19 protein-coding genes, 1 tRNA gene and 1 other RNA gene are annotated in these 18,956 nt (G+C 28.7%); 13 read left to right on the forward strand and 8 right to left on the reverse strand.

Annotated elements, in window-relative coordinates:
* Positions 1 to 67 precede the first annotated feature (67 nt).
* Positions 68 to 1,084 (forward strand): aspartate-semialdehyde dehydrogenase, encoded by a 1,017-nt coding sequence (locus J0H68_01070; GenBank protein ID MBN8827282.1) that lies wholly within the window; start codon positions 68 to 70, stop codon positions 1,082 to 1,084.
* Between the two features lie 17 nt (positions 1,085 to 1,101).
* On the opposite strand, the gene J0H68_01075 is transcribed toward J0H68_01070, so the two are convergent.
* Positions 1,102 to 1,176: transfer RNA gene (locus J0H68_01075), tRNA-Met, on the reverse strand.
* 25 nt (positions 1,177 to 1,201) lie between these two features.
* Between J0H68_01075 and J0H68_01080 the strand changes: the two genes are divergently transcribed.
* From J0H68_01080 to J0H68_01115, 8 genes are all read left to right on the forward strand, one after another.
* Entirely contained in the window at positions 1,202 to 1,720 is a 519-nt protein-coding gene (locus J0H68_01080) for a TlpA family protein disulfide reductase (protein ID MBN8827283.1), read from the forward strand.
* A gap of 75 nt (positions 1,721 to 1,795) precedes the next feature.
* Entirely contained in the window at positions 1,796 to 2,707 is a 912-nt protein-coding gene (locus J0H68_01085) for a 4-hydroxybenzoate octaprenyltransferase (GenBank protein MBN8827284.1), read from the forward strand.
* A gap of 3 nt (positions 2,708 to 2,710) precedes the next feature.
* Entirely contained in the window at positions 2,711 to 3,877 is a 1,167-nt protein-coding gene (gene coaBC, locus J0H68_01090) for a bifunctional phosphopantothenoylcysteine decarboxylase/phosphopantothenate--cysteine ligase CoaBC (GenBank protein MBN8827285.1), read from the forward strand.
* 45 nt (positions 3,878 to 3,922) lie between these two features.
* Positions 3,923 to 4,738 carry an endonuclease/exonuclease/phosphatase family protein gene (locus tag J0H68_01095; protein MBN8827286.1) on the forward strand — a complete coding sequence of 272 codons (816 nt, stop codon included), beginning with the start codon at positions 3,923 to 3,925 and terminating at the stop codon, positions 4,736 to 4,738.
* A gap of 241 nt (positions 4,739 to 4,979) precedes the next feature.
* On the forward strand, positions 4,980 to 6,521 hold the full coding sequence (locus tag J0H68_01100; protein ID MBN8827287.1) for an NTP/NDP exchange transporter: 1,542 nt from the start codon (positions 4,980 to 4,982) through the stop codon (positions 6,519 to 6,521).
* A gap of 227 nt (positions 6,522 to 6,748) precedes the next feature.
* Positions 6,749 to 7,672: a patatin-like phospholipase family protein gene (locus tag J0H68_01105; protein ID MBN8827288.1), complete on the forward strand. Its 924-nt coding sequence runs from the start codon at positions 6,749 to 6,751 to the stop codon at positions 7,670 to 7,672.
* A 48-nt stretch (positions 7,673 to 7,720) separates the two neighbouring features.
* An RNA gene (ffs, locus tag J0H68_01110) (signal recognition particle sRNA small type) lies at positions 7,721 to 7,813 on the forward strand.
* Between the two features lie 24 nt (positions 7,814 to 7,837).
* Positions 7,838 to 8,590, forward strand: a complete 753-nt coding sequence (locus J0H68_01115; protein MBN8827289.1) for a hypothetical protein — start codon at positions 7,838 to 7,840, stop codon at positions 8,588 to 8,590.
* Positions 8,591 to 8,635: 45 nt separating this feature from the next.
* Here the strand turns inward: J0H68_01115 and gmhB are convergent, their stop codons facing one another.
* The 5 genes from gmhB to J0H68_01140 all read right to left on the reverse strand — a co-directional run bounded on the left by gmhB (position 8,636) and on the right by J0H68_01140 (position 12,427).
* Positions 8,636 to 9,211, reverse strand: coding sequence for a D-glycero-beta-D-manno-heptose 1,7-bisphosphate 7-phosphatase (gene gmhB / locus J0H68_01120; GenBank protein ID MBN8827290.1), 576 nt, complete (start codon positions 9,209 to 9,211; stop codon positions 8,636 to 8,638).
* Between the two features lie 5 nt (positions 9,212 to 9,216).
* Positions 9,217 to 9,924 carry an NTP transferase domain-containing protein gene (locus J0H68_01125; GenBank protein MBN8827291.1) on the reverse strand — a complete coding sequence of 236 codons (708 nt, stop codon included), beginning with the start codon at positions 9,922 to 9,924 and terminating at the stop codon, positions 9,217 to 9,219.
* Positions 9,925 to 10,022: 98 nt separating this feature from the next.
* Positions 10,023 to 10,640, reverse strand: coding sequence for an NUDIX hydrolase (locus tag J0H68_01130; protein ID MBN8827292.1), 618 nt, complete (start codon positions 10,638 to 10,640; stop codon positions 10,023 to 10,025).
* A 67-nt stretch (positions 10,641 to 10,707) separates the two neighbouring features.
* A complete protein-coding gene (locus J0H68_01135) occupies positions 10,708 to 11,340 on the reverse strand; it encodes a D-sedoheptulose 7-phosphate isomerase (GenBank protein ID MBN8827293.1) in 633 nt (210 codons plus the stop codon).
* A 4-nt stretch (positions 11,341 to 11,344) separates the two neighbouring features.
* On the reverse strand, positions 11,345 to 12,427 hold the full coding sequence (locus tag J0H68_01140; protein MBN8827294.1) for a kinase: 1,083 nt from the start codon (positions 12,425 to 12,427) through the stop codon (positions 11,345 to 11,347).
* Between the two features lie 110 nt (positions 12,428 to 12,537).
* On the opposite strand from J0H68_01140, the gene J0H68_01145 reads away from it, so the two are divergent.
* The 3 genes from J0H68_01145 to J0H68_01155 all read left to right on the forward strand — a co-directional run bounded on the left by J0H68_01145 (position 12,538) and on the right by J0H68_01155 (position 14,726).
* Complete coding sequence (locus J0H68_01145; protein ID MBN8827295.1) at positions 12,538 to 13,608, forward strand: GTP cyclohydrolase II; 1,071 nt, start codon at positions 12,538 to 12,540, stop codon at positions 13,606 to 13,608.
* 11 nt (positions 13,609 to 13,619) lie between these two features.
* Positions 13,620 to 14,018, forward strand: coding sequence for a hypothetical protein (locus J0H68_01150; protein MBN8827296.1), 399 nt, complete (start codon positions 13,620 to 13,622; stop codon positions 14,016 to 14,018).
* Between the two features lie 234 nt (positions 14,019 to 14,252).
* Positions 14,253 to 14,726: a hypothetical protein gene (locus J0H68_01155; GenBank protein MBN8827297.1), complete on the forward strand. Its 474-nt coding sequence runs from the start codon at positions 14,253 to 14,255 to the stop codon at positions 14,724 to 14,726.
* A gap of 45 nt (positions 14,727 to 14,771) precedes the next feature.
* Here the strand turns inward: J0H68_01155 and J0H68_01160 are convergent, their stop codons facing one another.
* Positions 14,772 to 15,992 (reverse strand): amino acid permease, encoded by a 1,221-nt coding sequence (locus tag J0H68_01160; GenBank protein ID MBN8827298.1) that lies wholly within the window; start codon positions 15,990 to 15,992, stop codon positions 14,772 to 14,774.
* Positions 15,993 to 16,416: 424 nt separating this feature from the next.
* On the opposite strand from J0H68_01160, the gene J0H68_01165 reads away from it, so the two are divergent.
* Entirely contained in the window at positions 16,417 to 17,634 is a 1,218-nt protein-coding gene (locus J0H68_01165) for an amino acid permease (GenBank protein MBN8827299.1), read from the forward strand.
* Between the two features lie 25 nt (positions 17,635 to 17,659).
* Here J0H68_01165 and J0H68_01170 read toward each other — a convergent pair whose 3' ends face one another.
* The gene (locus J0H68_01170; protein ID MBN8827300.1) at positions 17,660 to 18,883 is read right to left on the reverse strand and encodes an ankyrin repeat domain-containing protein; all 1,224 of its coding nucleotides are present in this window, start codon (positions 18,881 to 18,883) and stop codon (positions 17,660 to 17,662) included.
* Between the last annotated feature and the right edge of the window lie 73 nt (positions 18,884 to 18,956).

Consider the following 18,956-nt stretch of genomic DNA (forward strand, 5'->3'; position numbering starts at 1 on the left):
GATTTATTTATTAGAGATATTAAACATAACAGGTAATAGTTAATTATTTATTAGCAGGGTAGAGAAAATGTCAAAATTTAACGTAGCAGTGATTGGAGCAACCGGAGTTGTCGGTGGCGAAGTATTAAATATTCTTGCAGATAGAAACTTCCCTGTTGATAATATATATGCGGTTGCTTCTAGAGACTCAGTAGGAAAAGAAGTGAGTTTCGGAGATGAAAAAATATTAAAAATTAAACCTTTAGATGATTTTGATTTCAGCAAAGTTGAAATAGCGTTTTTTGCAGCAGGTGGTGAAAGATCTAAACATTATGCGCCTATTGCTACTAAGGCTAAAGCAGTGGTAATTGATAAAAGTTCTTATTTTAGACTAGATAAAGATGTCCCTTTAATCATTCCAGAAGTAAATTTAGAAAAATTAGAGGATTTTGAAAAAACAAGAATTATCGCAAACCCAAATTGCGTAGTAATTCCCATGGCAGTAGCATTAAAGCCACTTCATGAAAAGGCTAAGATTAAAAGGATAGTAGTTTCAACCTATCAATCTGTGTCTGGAGCAGGTAGGGAAGCTATGAATGAATTATTTAATCAAACACGTGCAAAATTAATGTATCAAGAAAATCAAAGAAAAGTTTTACCAAGAGAAATAGCATTCAATTTATTTCCTCATGTAGGTAAATTTGTTGATTCAGGTGATACTGATGAGGAAGTGAAAATTATTAAAGAGATAAACAAAGTTTTAGGTGAAGATATTAAAGTAGCAGTGACTTGTGTACGTGTTCCTGTATTTGTCGGTCATAGCGTTGCTATAAATGTTGAATTTGAAGAGAAAATTACTGCAAGTGAAGCTAAAAAGATTTTTGCAAATGCAAATGGTGTTACTCTTATGGATGATTTTACTATTTCAAGATATGCAACTCCACTTGATGCTGTAAATGATGATAACATATTAGTTTCACGTATTCGTGAAGATAAGAGTGTTAAAAATGGTCTTAATTTATGGGTAGTTGGCGATAATTTAAGAAAAGGCGCTGCTTTAAATGCAGTGCAGATCGCTGAAGAATTAATTAAGGAATATATTTAATTTATTGGGAAGGAAATTGGTGGCTGAGGAGGGATTTGAACCCCCGACCAAGAGATTATGATTCTCCTGCTCTACCACTGAGCTACTCAGCCAATTTGTAAGTTATAAGGTTGTTTTATGGTAGATTTTAGAAAATTTGTCAATATATCTTTACTGATATTATCGATTTTTTTGAACATATGTTTAAAAGATGCTGTTGCTTTAAGTAGTAAAAAGATCACACAAGAATTGGGTTTTCATGATGAAAAGGGTGAATTATTAACGTTAGAAAATTATGAGGATAATGTTGTAATACTGCATTTCTGGGCTACTTGGTGTCAACATTGCATCGGAGAAATGCAAATTATTGATAAGTTACAGAAAGAATATCGTAAAAAACCATTAAAAGTTTTAGCGATTTCAGAAGATTATAAGGGTATATCTATCGTTCAAGATTTTTTTAAAGCACATAAAATTACTCATTTAATACCTTTAATTGATAATAAAAACTTATTTATGAAAGAGTTAAACGTAAGCTCAATTCCAACTAGCATAATTGTAAGTAAAGAAGGTAGAGAAATTGAACGCTTTGCTGGAGAAGTCGATTGGGAAAATGAAGAAGTTAGGAAAATTATAGATTACGAACTTGCTAAATAGTTTTTAAAACCTATCAATTGACTATCATAGAAGATAGTGTAATATGTTAATAAATTAACTTAATTATTAATTTAAATGTATAAGCAATTATTAAAATATCTGCCAAAATCTTTTCCTAGCATGTTCTTAATAAATAAAATTAATCATGATAAAATCGCAGTATATCTAGATCTTATCCGATTTAATAAACCTGCCGGCTATATGTTGCTTTTATGGCCATGCCTTTTTGGCTTGGAGCTTGCTTCTCCTAAATTAGATTTAGTTAGAATAATATTATTTACTCTATGTGCTATTTTGATGCGTGGGGTAGGGTGTATTGTAAATGACATTATTGATAAAGATATTGATAAAAAAGTTGAACGAACAAAAAACCGCCCTTTGGCTTCCGGTAAGGTTAGTGTAAAAGAAGCATTAACGCTTGCAATACTTATTTCGTTTTTTAGTTTGCTTCTTGCCTTAATTTTCTTACCAATTAAATCAATTCTTATAGCTATACTATCCCTAATATTAGTAGTTACTTACCCTTTAATGAAAAGATATATTAATATTCCTCAAATATATTTAGGTTTTACTTTCAATATAGGAGTATTAGTAGGTTATGCAGTTCATCGTAATATAGATACAACTTCCATACTTTTATATATAGCCTGTATATTTTGGACTTTAGGTTATGATACAATTTACGCTTTAAGTGATATTAAAGATGATAAAAAAATAGGGATTAAATCCTCAGCAATATATTTTGGTGTTAATGTTAAAGAATATATATTAGGTTTCTATACAGTAATGACCTTAATATTATTAATTATTGCATTAATTGAATCGGTAAATTCCTTATATTACTTAGGTATTATGGTTTCATATGCACATTTCTTGTGGCAATTCAAACAAATAAAACAAGAAAAAGTTGATTTTCAGTTAATTTTTAAGTCTAATGTAATAGTTGGTTTAATTTTATTTTTATCAATTGTACTAGGACAAATTTAATTAATGACAAAAATTCTGCTTATTATATCAGGTTCTATTGCTGCGTATAAAGCAATTGATCTTGCAAGAAATATTGAAGATAACGGTTACAATTTAGATGTAATAATTACTACTGGTGCCTTAGATTTCATCACGCCATTAAGTATAAAAAGCTTAATTAAGGGTAATGTTTACACTAATCAGAAGCTAGATCAGAATAATGAAATATTACATACTAAACTTGGTAAATATGATTTAGTAGTGGTCGCACCTGCAACTCAGGATTTTATTGCGAAAATAGCATCAGGTTTTGCAAATGAATTGGCTCTTGAAGCGATTGCGGCGTGTTCTTCTAAGGTAATAATAGTACCTGCAATGAATGTTTACATGTATCAAAATAAAATCACCCAGATGAATATTAATAAATTAAAAGAAAATGGGTTTGGATTTATAGAGCCAATTTCCGGTAAACTTGCTTGTGGTGATGTAGGTTTCGGTAAATATGCGGGAAATGATGAGGTTATTGTTCATATTAATAATCATTTTAAACAATCTACTGAATTAAAAGGTAAAAAGATTGTTATAACACTTGGAAGTACTCGTGAATATATTGATCCCGTAAGATACATTAGTAATGAATCAAGTGGGGAGCAAGGTGTAGTAATAGCAAACGAGTTTTTAAAACAAGGGGCTGAAGTAACGATTATTGCTGGATATATTAAGGAAAGTGTGTTTTTACCTAGTGAGGCCACGATAATAAGAGCATACAACGCTAGTGAATTTTTAAAGAAATCTAAAGAAGTTCTACCTGTGGATGTTTATATTTCTACAGCTGCTATAGCAGATTTTAAGCCTAAAAACCCTTCAAATGTTAAACTCAAAAAATCCAATTTTAATAATATTATTGAGTTTGAACAAAATAGTGATGTGGTTAAAGAAATCGCAAATGGAACCACTAGACCAGCTTATGTAATTGGTTTTGCATTAGAAACTGACAATTTATTAGAAAATGCAAAACAAAAATTTAATTCAAAAAACCTTGATTTTATAATAGGTAATTCTACGCAAGATTTTAGTAATTATTCATATATAACTTGGGATGGAATTAGTAACAAAGATTTGGGAAAGGTTTCTAAAAAGCATATAGCTGAGGAAATAGTTAATTATTGTTTACAAAAGTTTAAAAAATAATATACTCATTGTTTTTAATAAGAACACTTAAGGTGTAATTTGTTAATGCAAGAAACTATAAAATACGATTCAACTATATTATCTGACCATGAACCACAATTTTTTACAACTCAAAAGTTTGGTACAATTTTAACATGGAATATACTTTACAAATGTGACCTTATAGTTAGAGAAAACCATAGATATTACAATAATGGTTTTGCATATATTGAAGGGGAAGAAGAGTATATTGCAAGACTAGAACGAATAACTCAAAAGATTTATGATTTTATTACTGAAAAACACGATTTAAGTATTTTAGCGTTACAGGAATTACCTCTTAATTTAAATCATATGGTGTTTTTTAATGAAACGCTAAATAATTATATGCATAAAATTGAAGCTAAAGTATTCAATGCCTGCTTAAATTATTTTGATGTTGTAAGTGACAACATGATTATATGTGATGCAAATAGATTATACGTTGAAAGTAATGCTACATTAAAAAAAAGTTTTCAAAACATTGTGAAAAATCAAGCTAGTAGAGGGCAATTTTATACTTTTACAAATTCACATAATGAGAAGCTTGATTTTATTAATATACATCTAAAATGGTATGAACCTTATTCATATAATTATGATGAAAATATAAAAAATTTATTATCCTTTATAGATAATTATAAGCAAAATAACGTCGAGGGAAGAGATTTAATTATTACAGGTGATTTTAATTTTGATCTAAATGCCCTTGAATATCCAGATATAGAAATACATGCTGCAATAAATACTACTGTAGTGTATGTAAATGATCAGGGAACACAAGAATTGCAAACTAATGATGGGTTTATTTACTTAAATAATCCAGGCAAAATTATAAAATAAGAAAAATTTTACATTAAATTTAAAATTCTTTTATTTGTTTTTACCCCTCCAATAGCTGATTAATGCATTTTTTAAGTTTCTTATAATTATTTTTAATAATCAATTAATAAAAACTTGTGTGAAAGATAAAAATTTGTTAGTATTTCCACGCATTTAATCTTGCCATAAAACATTAGTTTTCGTAAACTTAAAAAAGTTTACAAAGTTTTATTATTAACCATATAAGGAAGAAGACATAAATATGACTCAACAACATCACCATTTTTCTAAATGGCGTGCATTTTTTTGGCCAATTCATAATTATGAAATGAAAAAATTTATGCCGCTTGCATTCATAATGTTCTGTCTATTATTCAACTATACAATGTTGCGTGATATTAAAGATACATTAGTAGTAAACTCAGCAGGCGCAAGTATGATTCCATTCTTGAAATTATATTGTGTGACACCTGCAGCAGTACTTTTTGTAGTATTATACATAAAACTAAGTAACGCATTTGATCGTGAAAATTTATTTTATGTAATTGTAACCCCATTCCTCATATTCTTCGGATTGTTCGGTTTTTTAATATATCCAAATGTAGAGATGTTCCATCCTGCAGTTGAACATGTAGCAGAATTACATAAACAATATCCAAATTTTAGTGGATTTATTGATATATATGGTTACTGGACATATTCATTATTCTATGTAATGGCTGAAATTTGGGGAAGTGCGATGGTATCACTTCTTTTCTGGCAATTTGCTAACCAAGTTACCCGTATGACTGAAGCTAAACGCTTTTATGGTTTATTCGCGGTTATCGGAAATATTGGTTTAATTTTCTCAGGTCAAGCAGAGCATTACTTTAATGATGTAAGAAATTTTGCAAGTCCAGATGTTGCAGATCCATACTTAATTTCTTTAAAATATTTAATGACAACCGTTGTTCTTATGGGCGTTGGTTCAATGCTTACATACAGATGGATGCATAAAGTTGTGTTAACAAACCCTGTATATTATGATGAATCAGAAATGTCAGGTAATAAAAGCAGTGGTAAAAAGAAAAAGAAACCTGGGCTTATGGAAAGCGCTAAAATTATTTTCACTTCGCCAGAACTTGGCTTAATTGCAATTCTTATCATTGCATATGGTGTTTCAATTAACCTTGCTGAATTACAATGGAAGCATCAGTTAAAATTATTCTATGCAGGTGATAAAAATGGTTACAACTCATTTATGGGTAACTATTCAACTTTCGTAGGTATTTTTACTATCCTTTTCATTCTTGGAATTGGTAATAATGTTCTCCGTGCTCTCTCATGGTTTGGTGCAGCTGTTATTACTCCACTTATGACCCTTTTAGGTGGTAGTGTTTTCTTCATGTTCATTTTAGGTAGAGATGGAATGATGGAAATGATTTCTTCAATGAAATTCACTCCAATTGCTGCTGCGGCATTCTTAGGAGCTGCAATTATTATGCTTTCTAAAGCGATTAAATATTCATTATTTGATCCAACTAAGGAAATGGCTTACATTCCCTTAGATGAAGAATTAAAAAGTAAAGGTAAAGCTGCGGTTGACGTATTAGGTGGTCGTATAGGTAAGGCTGGTGGCGCTTTCGTTCAACAAGCTATGTTTATTGCACTAGCTACTAAAGATGTAATTGCTATTGCGCCTTATACTTTTGGTATCTTTGCAATTGTATGCGTAATGTGGTTAGTAGCTGTTAAAGCTTTAAGTAAGCGTGTAAACCTTGCTATGAAGAAAAAGAATGATGAGCTAAAAGCTGCGCAAGCATAAATAGCTTTTCGATTTTCGATAAAACAATTAAAGGGACGTATATTATACGTCCCTTTTTTTTATGCTTATTTAATGCTTTTGCAATCAGTTTATAAGCCTAAGTTTGATAAAACATTGTTTTAAATATCTTTTTATTTCTGTAAGATTTCGTAACTGGCTCCTAGGCTTAATTAGAGTGTAAAATAATATTTATACCCTATTTATATAAATGATTTTCAAAACTAATTATGAAGTTTAGGTTTAAGTTTTTATTTTTTATTATTGTAGCTTTTATAGCTTCGGCTTGTATTAACCCGAGGCATATTTTCTTTCATAATTATAAGTATGTTGAGCAAAATAGGAAAATAGAAAATATAAGAGTAGCCTTAGTTTTAGGTGCTGGAGGTACTCGCGGTATAGCTCATGTAGGGGTCCTTGAAGTTCTAGAAAAACACAATATACCTGTAGATTTAATAGTGGGAACAAGTGCAGGGAGCATCATAGGGGCTTTATATGCTGATTCTTTATCGGCAAGAGATGTTAAAAAGAAAGTTATAAAACTAAAAAAATGGGACCTTTTAGACCCTTCTGTTAGAAATGCTTTAAGCCTTGCCTCTACAACGTCAGGCCTTGTTGAAGGCAAAAGAATGCAAACCTTCCTAAGTAAGAATCTATCTATTAAAAATTTTGAACAAGCAAAAATACCTACAGTAATTGTTGCGACAGATATAGTTAAGCAAGAAGCTTTTATATTTAATAAGGGGCCAATTATTCCTGCTATTATGGCATCTTCTGCAATCCCCCCTGTTATTCCGCCAGTTGAAATTTATAATAGGGCGCTAGTTGATGGTGGGGTAATTGAACCTGTGCCTGTAAGAACAGCTAAAAAATATAAGCCTAAAGTTATTATTGCGGTAGATATAAGTGAACCTCCTTCAAGAAATTTACCAAGTAATACAATTTGGTTAACCTATTGGGCTTTATGGACTTCTTATAATGAGCTTGCAAGTTACCAAGGTAAAATGGCTGATGTATTAATTAAACCAAAACTTGAGGGTTTTGGTATGTTTAATGATAATGAAATCGAGAAATTGTATCTTTTAGGTAAAGAGGCTGCAGAAAAACAAGTAGCTGCGATTAAAGTTCATTTGAAAGCTCACGGTATTGAATAAGTATTTTTATAAGCTTGAGTATAACTTAAGTTTATGCTATAAAATTATCCTGGTAGGTTAAGGCAATATGTCGGAAAATCTGGTCAGGTCCGAAAGGAAGCAGCCACATTCGGCCTCTATTGGGTTTAGCCTACCTTATCTCTTTAATTTTATTTCCCTAAATTTATGTCATATAAACACTTAAAGCATCTCGTAAGTGATATTGAAAGCCTTAAAATTAAGGTTAAATCTTTAGAAAAACTTACCCTTAAAGAAAGATTAAAAGAAGCTCGAACTGTTGCAGCTTCAATTTTGGCTAGTTTTGAAAATACAAAAAATATAGATATTAACAAAGCTGATGAGTTTTTTAATTTAATTAATTTAACAATTCCATTTGTTGCATCATCACATGATGCCATGAAATCTTTAGGAAAAATGTATGCTTCAATTTATAAAATAAAAGGAATTGAAATAAATACTATAAATAAAATTTCTGGAAAATTAGATATTGAAACAGGATTATGCTTAATTAAAGATGCTAATTTAAAATATAATGAAAAAGAATCTTCTATTGAAAATGAAATAGAAAATTTAAATTGTGTAGCAGTTGGTCTTAATGGGGATGGAGCATTTAAATTTGAAGTTAGATTGATTGAAGGTGATTATCCATATTTAGAAGAGAAATTAGTTAGAAAATTAGTAAGTATGACTATTGAAGATTATTATATAAATATTCCGAACGGAATTTTAACTGTTAGCGATTGTTTAGAATTCACTGGTAAAAAAATGGAAATACCTTCAGGATTATATAAGGTTAAATGTTATATAGTTAAAAAAGGAGAATGGGATTTTAATATAATCTTCGTTCTATGCGAATCTAAAGATTATAAATCATTAGATCAATATAAGAATCCAAAAAATATCCCCTCACTTTTGTAAAGTGATTAGAAAAATAAAAAACTTTAGTATATGAAGTTATATAAATTATAATTTTGATATAATCTTTTGTATCCTATCAAAATTATTTGATACAAAATCTGCTTTTGATTGTATGGCTAGAATATCATCGTTTGTAAATAAGATTTTAGTCCCTACATTTGCTTTGGTTGCGGCTTCAATATCGGTTTCTTTATCGCCGATAAAAATAGATTTTGTTGGGTCAATATCAAATTCTTTACAAGCTTCAATTATCATTCCAGGTTCAGGTTTACGACAATCACATTTAATTTTATATTTATTAAGTACCGCATCAACATGGTGTGGACAATAGTAAACTTTTTCTATTTTAATGTTATTATCATTAAATTTTTGCACTAACCAAGAGGTAAGATTATTAAATTCTTCTTCTGTATAATAATTTCGACCAATACCGGATTGATTTGTAATAATGAATATTTTGTAATTTAATTCTTGTGCAATTTTACAAAGGTCAAAAATTCCGTCTACAAAGGTAAAATTTTGTATTTGGTAAACATATCCATAATCTACATTAATTACCCCGTCACGATCTAAAAAAAGCGCTTTTTGAGAGTTTTTTAAATCATTGTTAGGTAAATTCATAAAAGCTAACTTGCATATAAAGGAATTTCGATTAGAGCTTTTTCATAATCTTCTGGCACACCAAAATCAATAAAAAAGCCATCATTCTTAAATATACCAACGTTTAGATCATTTGTATATTTCATTAAAAAATCATTTTCAAAGGAGAACTTTTTTTCAAAATTTAAACTATCAAAAACCTTTTTATTTATTGCGTATACACCAGAATTGATATAACCGCTAACATTACTTTGTTTTTCTTTAAAGCCAGTAATTTTATTATTTTCAAAAATTAAATTGCCGTATCTTGATGTGTCTTCTTTGAAATTAGAAAGAATGGTAATATCAAAATTATTTTCTTTATGGAATTCATAGAATTTTTTTACATCGAAAACATTAAGGCTATCACCATTTAAAGCTAAAATATCACCTTTAATATTAAATTTATTTATAGTATCAACTATAGCTCCACCAGTTCCTAACAATTCTTCTTCTATATTAAAATAAATTTGATCTTTGAATTTATAATTAGAAAAGTGTTCTGTTATTACTTCATGTAAAAAACCAATTGAAAGATAAATGTTCTCATTTTTTTGTGATATAAGAGAGTTGCAAAGGATTTCTAAAAAAGGTATGCCATCAAACTTAATCATTGGTTTAGGAATAATATTTCCTGTAACTTGAGAAATTCTGGTTCCTCTGCCACCAGCAAGTATAATTACATTTTTGAACATATAGTTTAATATTATAATAATAAAATTTTGATTATATACGGTTAATAAATAAAGTCTTTAAGTTGAAAATTCAAGTATAAAAGTTACCATAATTTTATTTATTCAAAATAGCTTGGGCATTCAGGGTTTTTATAATCATAGAAGCATCTTTGAATTTCACTTGTGGTAATTCTTTCAGGAGAAAGAGGAGGAAGATTATTTTCATCAAAGAAAGCTGCATTTACTGTTTCAACACCATTTTTAGGAATACCTTCTAAAAATTTACATCTAAAAATCATTTTATAAACATGTGGCCATTTAAAGTTTTGATTTAGTTTATTATTATCATATACTCCTACTAATTTTATGGCTTTACATATAATTCCGCTTTCTTCTAACGCTTCTTTTTCTGCATTTTCAGCCATTGAAAGATTAATATCTGCCCAACCTCCAGGTAAAGACCATAAAAGGTCATCTTCTTCTTGAACTAATAAAATTTTATTACTCTCAAAAATGGCGGCTCTGACATCAACTTTTGGTGTTCTATAACCTATATCTGCTGAAAAAATATTAAAAATTTCTGTTAATTCATTACCAGAAACTATGCTGGCAAGGTTAGAAGTAATTTCCATTAAACGATTATATCTTTCTAAATCATACTTATCTTTGCCATAGGTAAGCCCATTTTGAGCAATGGCTTGCATTTCGCTAATAATTGAAAAAATTTTATTATGCATTAATTTTGATTAAGCGATAATTAACTTAAATTTAATATTTAGTTTCTATAAATACTATATAGGCAAATTATAAATTCGCAATATTCGCTGTTTGGAATTGAATATTATATTCTTTACCATGTATTGCATCTTCAATTAACCCACATATTATGTGACCTAACATAATATGGCATTCTTGTACTTTAGCAGTTTCTTTACCAGGAATTTTTAAAAGATAATCGCATAAATCATTCATTAAACCCCCACTCATACCTGTAAAACCTATAGAGGTAATGTTTCTTTGCTTAGAAAGTTTTAGAGCTTCAATAATATTCTTTGAATTACCAGAAGTGGAAATGCCAAAAAATATATCACCAGGTCTTGCTATTGCATCTAATTGACGTGAAAAAACATATTCATAGCCATAATCATTACCAATAGCAGTAAGTGCAGAAGTGTCAGTAGTGATTGCAATAGCGGGCATAGCAGGTCTATCATAACATAGCTTACTTACAAATTCAGCAGCAAGGTGCTGTGAATCTGCAGCGCTTCCACCATTACCTGCAAATATAATTTTATTACCTTTACTAATTGCATCTATACAAACTAATGAGATTTGTTCGACAGTATTAATTACATTATTATCATTCATTACTTGAAAGATTAAAGATTGAGTTTTAAAAATTTCATTCTTTATTATTTCTTTGAAGTTAAAATCCATAAACTTACCCTGCGTTAACTATCAATTCGTTTATAGCGTTATTTTGTTGAAATTCTTTTAAATGAATATAATTTCTTTTAGTGAGCGAAGTTCTTGTATACATATTATTATATTCAAAAATAATTGAAGCACCTGTATCTTCAAAATTAAATGGAATATATAACAAATCTTTTAAAGCATCAAGAATTCTTTGATGATTTTCCGGAGGGACAAAAAATAAAATAAAACCACCGCCACCGGCGCCTAAAACTTTTCCACCAATAGCGCCGTTTTCTATTGCCTTTTCATAAATGCTGTCAATAAAATCTGTAGATACTTTATTTGATAATTTCTTTTTCATTAACCAACTTTCATGAAGTAATTTTCCGAAATCTTTTAAATCACTTGATGAGTTTAGTATGTTAACTGCTTCATCAACCATTTCTGACATTGCAGTAAGTTCATGATATTTGTCTTTTACACTTGCACTTTTTTCTTTAGCGATTTCAAAAGAATTACGTACAAGTCCAGTAAAAAATAACATTAAATGACTTTGTAAGTCTGCAAAACGCTTTTCCGATGCTGCAACTGGAATAACTTCAAAATCACCTTTTGTATCAATTTTAATATGATTAAATCCGCCATAAGCAGCTGCTATTTGATCTTGAATTCCACCATCTTCTTTTAAAAAATTTCTTTCAACATATATTGCTTCTTTAGCAAGTTGTTTTTTACTAGGTGTATGATCTGATAAATTATATGCAGCATTTAACATTCCTACAGTAAATGTTGAACTGGTTCCTAAACCTGATCTTCCAGGTAAATCACCTTGGTGATGAACTTCAACGCCAGTTTCAATATTTAATAATTTTAATACTGCATTTACAACAGGATGTATTATTTCATTGTTGTGTTGTACTTCCTCAATTTTTGACCATAACACACGTGAGTGATAATCAAAAAAAGGTGGAAGTAATCTATATGTTAAATAACAATAATGATTAATTGTAGTAGAGAGAACTTGGCCACCATTATCTTTAAACCACCCTTCGTAATCTGTACCGCCGCCAAAAAAAGATATCCTATAAGGTGTCCTACTAATAATCATATGATGTTAAAATATTTTTGTTGAAAAGAATAATAAAGCAAAAAAAAACTTCCAAGTAAATAATAATTTGTATAAAAATAAATAAAATTTCAATTTATGGTTTTAAAAAAATGATAACTTACTCAGAATTTCAAAAAATAATTAAGTTCGAGCAAATAGTAAATGATCTTAGATCAGGTATTCCAATTTTACTTACGCATAATAAAAATTTTTATACTGCAATTGCACTAGAATCTATTACTAAAGTTGAATTTGAAATTCTTGCTCATTTGTTTAAACCAAAATTTTTAGTCATTTCAAAAGAAAGAGCAAATTATCTTGATAATAAATATAGTAAAGAACAAATAATTTCAATTGAAAAAATAAGTTTTGAAGAGATAGTAGATATTAGTGGTTTATCATTAGAAAAAGTTTCTTTAGAAAAATATAATTTAAATGAATTAAATATTTCGATGGTAAAAGAAGTGCTGAAGACTTGCATTTTCAGCGAATTGCATCCTTCAATATTATTGTTTGAAAGTTTAATTACATCTGATTTAAATTCTGCAAATGATTTAAATTTTATTCACAATCAAGAACAATTAAAAAATTATTATCGTGAAGTATCAAGAGCTAAACTTAAACTTAAGTTTACAGATATGCCAATTGAGTTAGTTGCTTTTAGAAGTAGTTTTAATAATAAAGAACATTATGCTCTATTAATTGGAGATCCTAAAGCAACAAATACTCCACTAGTTAGGTTGCATTCTTCTTGCTACACTGGTGATTTACTTAGTTCAATTACATGTGATTGTAATGACCAATTTCACAGTGCAATCAAAAAAATGGTTGATGAAGGTGGTGGTATAATTATGTATTTAAATCAAGAAGGAAGAGGAATAGGTCTTGTGAATAAATTACGCACTTATAATTTACAAGAACAAGGGTATGATATCGTTGATGCAAATATTATATTAGGTTTTCCTGATGATGCACGTATACTTTGGCCTGCTGCAAATATGTTAAAGCTTCTTGGCATCGATAATGTACGCTTACTTACTAATAATCCTAAAAAAGCAAATGCACTTACTGATTTCGGGATAAAAGTATCAGAAACTGTATCACATGTTGCAGAAGATTTTAATAAGAATAGTGAATATTTTAAAGTAAAATCTGATAAATTAGGTCATAAATTTAATTAGGGAAATTTAAAATGAAAGCAGCTGCTAAATTTTTTTTTAAAGCTAATATAATTTTCGGTGGATCTTTTGCTATTACACAAGGAATAGGTTTTGGAGCAATATATGCGTTAGATACTGCTCTTGCAGAAAAAGATAACAAAAGCAATTCATTTGCTAAAAAAGTTTCTAATGTAATTGCTAAAACTTCTATTTATTCTTCAGCTGCATTTCTTGATGGTTTTACCTCTGGAACTTTAGCAATAACTTTACCCATATCTTATTTTGCCAATAAAGCTTTTGAAACTAATATACAAAAATTTTCTTGCTTAGAATATTTAGATAAAAAGGAATATGAGAAAAAAAGCGAGGAATATAATAGAATATGGCGTAACTATAAACAACAAAAAGAAAGTAAAAATAAAGCAGTATAGAATTATTTAGTGAGTTAGTTTAGTAAATTACTAACTCACTAAATAATTCTATACTGATCTCATCAGTATAATATAAAAACATCTATTAATAAATAGTACAAATATAATTATAAATATAAAATTATCATTTAGCTCTTAAAAAAGTAAAACAGTATAATAATACTTACAAATAACTTTTTTATGAGTTTTTAAAATCCTAGTATTCTTTTTGTAATTATACATATGGGGAGAATTATGAAAACCAGATTACTATTTTCAAAAAATTTATTTAAATTTTGTATGGCAGTAAATGTTGGCATAGGAACTGTATTGGGAACAGGTCATGCAGCATTAGCTGGTATACTTTCGCTAGCAACGCCAGAAACTGCAGTTCAAATGAAGGAAAGTAAAATTACAGGTGGAAGGTTTAAATACTTGTCAAAAAGCGTAAGTAATTTTGCAGTAGCAGGTTTTATTGATGGCTTCAAGATGGGAGCATTTTGTTTAGTCTATCCCTTATCAAAAATTTTAGAGCGTAAGGGAGTTAGAATTTATGAAGAATATTTTATTGATAAAGTTATAAAAGAACAGGAGCAGATAACACAGGAAATATTAAATAAAAGAAATTGGCGTGTAAGAAAAGGGCATAATGAATTTATATTTTATATAGAAGAAAAGCGCGATCTAAAAGTAATGAATAAAAGTGAAGAGAGAGCTAGAGAGAGCTAGAGAGATATGAAAGAGGATAGTGATTTAACTACCCTCTTTATATCTTTATTTTCCAAATAAATTCATTACTTCAAATGTTATTACTAAAATACCAAATACAATAGAAAGTTCTTTTGCTTTTTTATTTTTAACTAAAGGATAAAAAGTTTTAACATTTCCTTGTGCATTTGATTTTTTAAGTAAATAAATAGGTAAAAGAATGGCAATAATAGCAAGAATCATTCCTGCAAATGCTAAAGCATTTATAAATGCTTTAGGGATAATTGCGGCAATAATAAACGGTGGAATTATTGTTAGCATAAGAGATAATAAATGAATTTTAAAATCACTCTTAATATTTAATTTTAGCTGATTTTTCCATTTGTCTATTAAACCTAATCCCACTCCAAAAATTGAAGTTATAATTGCAAGTATTGAAATTATCCAACATACTATTTTTAATTGTTTCCAATGGGTAATATTACTCATAACTTTTATTAATTGCCCAACTTCAACGTTACCCTTTTTTATTTGAGTGTAAAATTCTGGGGCCGAGTTATATATTGCACTCATTATGGTAACGCTCCACAATATATATACAATTAATGTAAGTAAACTACCGTAAAAGAAGACCTTTTTAAGTACTGTATGATCTTTATTACAGTAATTAGTAAGAGTATGGAATATTACCTGGAAACCAAAAGAAGTAAATACTACAGGAATGCAAAGGCTCCATGAATTTAATTCGATAGCTTCGCTTTCAAATAAAGGCAGTGTTGAAATATTTGTATTAAGTAGCATGTTAATTATTATTATAATAAATAATGTAATAAGGCTTATAAATAAAATACGGTTTATTCTTTCTACCCATTTTGTGTAAAGCGCAAGAGTGAAACTAACAAATGAAGTTAATATAATTAATACATTGATGAAATTAGTTTTAATATTGAAGAAATGTTGGATTAGATCCTTAGTTATTGAGGTGCCGCCATATAAATAAGCTGACATTAAAGAATAAGTTAATAATAAGAGTGTGGTCGATCCTATAACTTCGCCACCTCTACCACTAAAATGTTTGCCCAATGCTCCCAAGGGTAAACCTTTTCCTGCTCTTAAGTTAAGCTCAAGGTTTACAAGAGATGAATAATGCATAATTAGCCAAATTATTACCATTAAAACTATTGAAGGTAATAATCCGAGTTTTGCTAAAGTCATTGGTAAGGCTAGTACACCTGCGCCTATAGCTGTACCTGCAACTAAGAAAGATGGGCCTAAAATTTTTGTCATTGTTTTTCCTTAACTAATAATTTGATAAGTAGAATAATGCCCTAGAGTTCTCAAAGCAAGTTTTTAACTCTGTAACTTAAAGGCAATATTAAATTGTAAAAAGGGAAAGATTTATTGTTGTGCACCTGTAGAGGGCACAAAATTAAAGAAAAATGAAAAAAATTGTAATGTAATACTATTCATGTCGTTTACATTAACAAATATTAATTAAATTGTCAAATTCAATTTTAAAAATTAATTGACTTTAACGATTATTTAAATAAAATTCCTGCATAAAATAAATGCCAAATATTATGTTTAGAAATTCAAAATTAACCTTTTTACACCATTTTTATTATTATGCGCATAATTGCGCATAAATCCGTTGTCTATACCTTTCTCATAATATATTTATAACGTTAATAATAATTTTAAGGAGACTTAAATGAAAAGAACCATAGGTCCTGCATTTTTAGTTGCAGGTACAGCTATAGGCGCAGGTGTTCTAGCTTTACCTTTAACCCTATCAAAATTAGGGGTTTTACCATTAATTATACTTGCAATAACCATTTGGCTTACTATGCATTATTGCTCACTAATATACCTTGAGCTTAACTTAAGAGCAGGAAAAGGTTTACCCTTGGGAGCATTAGGTAAAGAATTTGGCAGTCAAAGCAGCTATGTTGTGGGAACAATATGCACTATGTTACTTACATATTCTTTATTGTCTGCTTATTTATATGGTGGTACCTCAATAATTAAAATATTTTGTGAAGCGATTTTAGGGAATGAAATAAATTCTATAAATATTCTTAACGTATTTGGAGTTATAATATTTTCTATAATGTTATTTTATACAAAGTTTGTAGAATTAACTAACAGGTTTTTATTTGTAAGCCTTATGGTTGCTTTTATTACTTTAATAGTAGGCCTTGTTTTAAGGGTTGATATAAGTAATGTACCTTTGATCGAAGCACAAGTGAATGATGTCAGTTCATGGACAATCGCAATTCCGGTTATGTTTACCTCTTTTGCATTTCACGTTATATGTCATACTCTTACTGATTATTGCGATAAAAACCCTAAAATACTAAAAAATGCTTGTTTTTATGGAAGTTTAATTGCGTTAATTGTTTATATTATATGGACACTTAGCGTAATAATTACAATTCATAATACTTCACCTGAAGCTTATAATGAAGTTGTGAATGGGCAAGTTGAGGTAGGACGATTAATTCAAATTCTTACTCAAAGTACAGGTTTTAATTATGTAAGAAATTTTTGCTGGCTAATATCAATTCTAGCAATTGTAACTTCAATTTTTGGAGTTGGATTAGGTTTGATTGATCTGATAAAGGATCTTTTAAAAGATAAATTTAAAGAAGCTCCGCTAAAAAAACATATATTTTCTGTAATTACAGCTTTTGCGCCTCCTTTTTTCGTCGCGGCTGTAATCCCAAAAGCTTTTATAAATATATTAGCTTTTGCAGGAATGGTAGTAGTTATATTGAAAATAATTTTGCCACTTTGGGTATTAAGAAAATCTAATGAAAGGAATAATGGTAAAGTATTTTTTCCTATTGTTAATAATTCTTTTTTAAAAACATTATTTTTCCTTATAGGAATATTAATTATAGGATGTGAAATTTATAATTTTGCTTAAAAGTTATAAAGGAGTAATTAAGTAATTACTCCTTTTCCCTATTTATTGAAGGATTTATCTCTTCAATTTTTTTTCTAAAAGATTCTTTATTCTCTTTTAATATTCTATCGGCAGTTTCATAATTAATATTGCCAAGTTTTGAAGCTATCAAAGAAACTATTTCAGGAGGTAAAGAAATATTTTTTTCTTCTATATAACTAACTAAATTTGGATTTCTGCAGATAGCATTAATTACCATTAAAGAATTGGTAATTTTATTAACAGCGTATTCGGCAGCATTAGCATTTCCGTTTTCAATTTCTTTTTTCATTAGATTTAATATTTTTAAAATATTATTTTTCGCTAATTCTTTTAATTGAATGTTCTCTAAATTATCAACCGCTCGCCAAATATTTTTAAGATCTAATGAAAAAATATCTTTATATTTTTCTTCAAATTGAAATCTCTGAAGAGTTTCATATAAATCTTTTACACTTTTTCCATTAAGCAAAAAATTATTTAATTCTATGCTAAATTTTATATTATTATGTTTGTTTAATTCCGCAGTAAATTCTTCCAACGTGAAATCATATATATAAATTTTATAAGCTAAAAATAAGTAATATATTTCTCTGTTTTTAAAAGGTACTAATGTATACCATCTAAAACTTAATTCTCCTAACATATCTTTTTGTGGAAAAGCACCATTGCTAATTAAGAGTTTTAAAGCTTCAAGGTTGTTTTTTTGAATAGCTAAAGCTAATACATTTGGTCCTTTAGGTACATTCGGATTAGCCCCTTTTGAAAGTAACAATTTTAAAGCTTTAGAGCCATATTCTATTGCGCCATGAATAGGGGTTAAGTTACTACTATTAGCAATATTCGGATTAGCGTTAAAACTAAGTAAGTTTTCTATTTTTTTTATTTTATTTGCCCATACAGCAAAATGTAACGCAGTTGATCCTTTTTTATCAGAAATATCAGGATCTGCACCGCTTTCTAATAACTTTGTTACAATATTTAGAGTATTACTTTCATCGATTGCGAGTAGTAAGGGGGTGTATCCATGGCTATTTTTAGCATTAATATTAGGCATGAGTTTAATTATTCTCTCTGCTTCCTCATATTTATGTTTTGTAATAGCTTGAAAAAATTTAATAAGAATTGCTTCATGTTCATTATTAAAATTACTATCTTTATTTTGATTAGTAGTATTCAATTTTCTAGAAGGTATATTATTGGTAAAACCATTATTATTAGCTTTGGCCATTATATCACCCTATTTAATTAATTTTATATAGCAAATTAAATACTAACATAATTTTAACTAATTATCAAAAAAA

The sequence above is a fragment of the Sphingobacteriia bacterium genome, from assembly GCA_017304685.1.
Classification (GTDB): domain Bacteria; phylum Pseudomonadota; class Alphaproteobacteria; order Rickettsiales; family 33-17; genus JAFKLR01.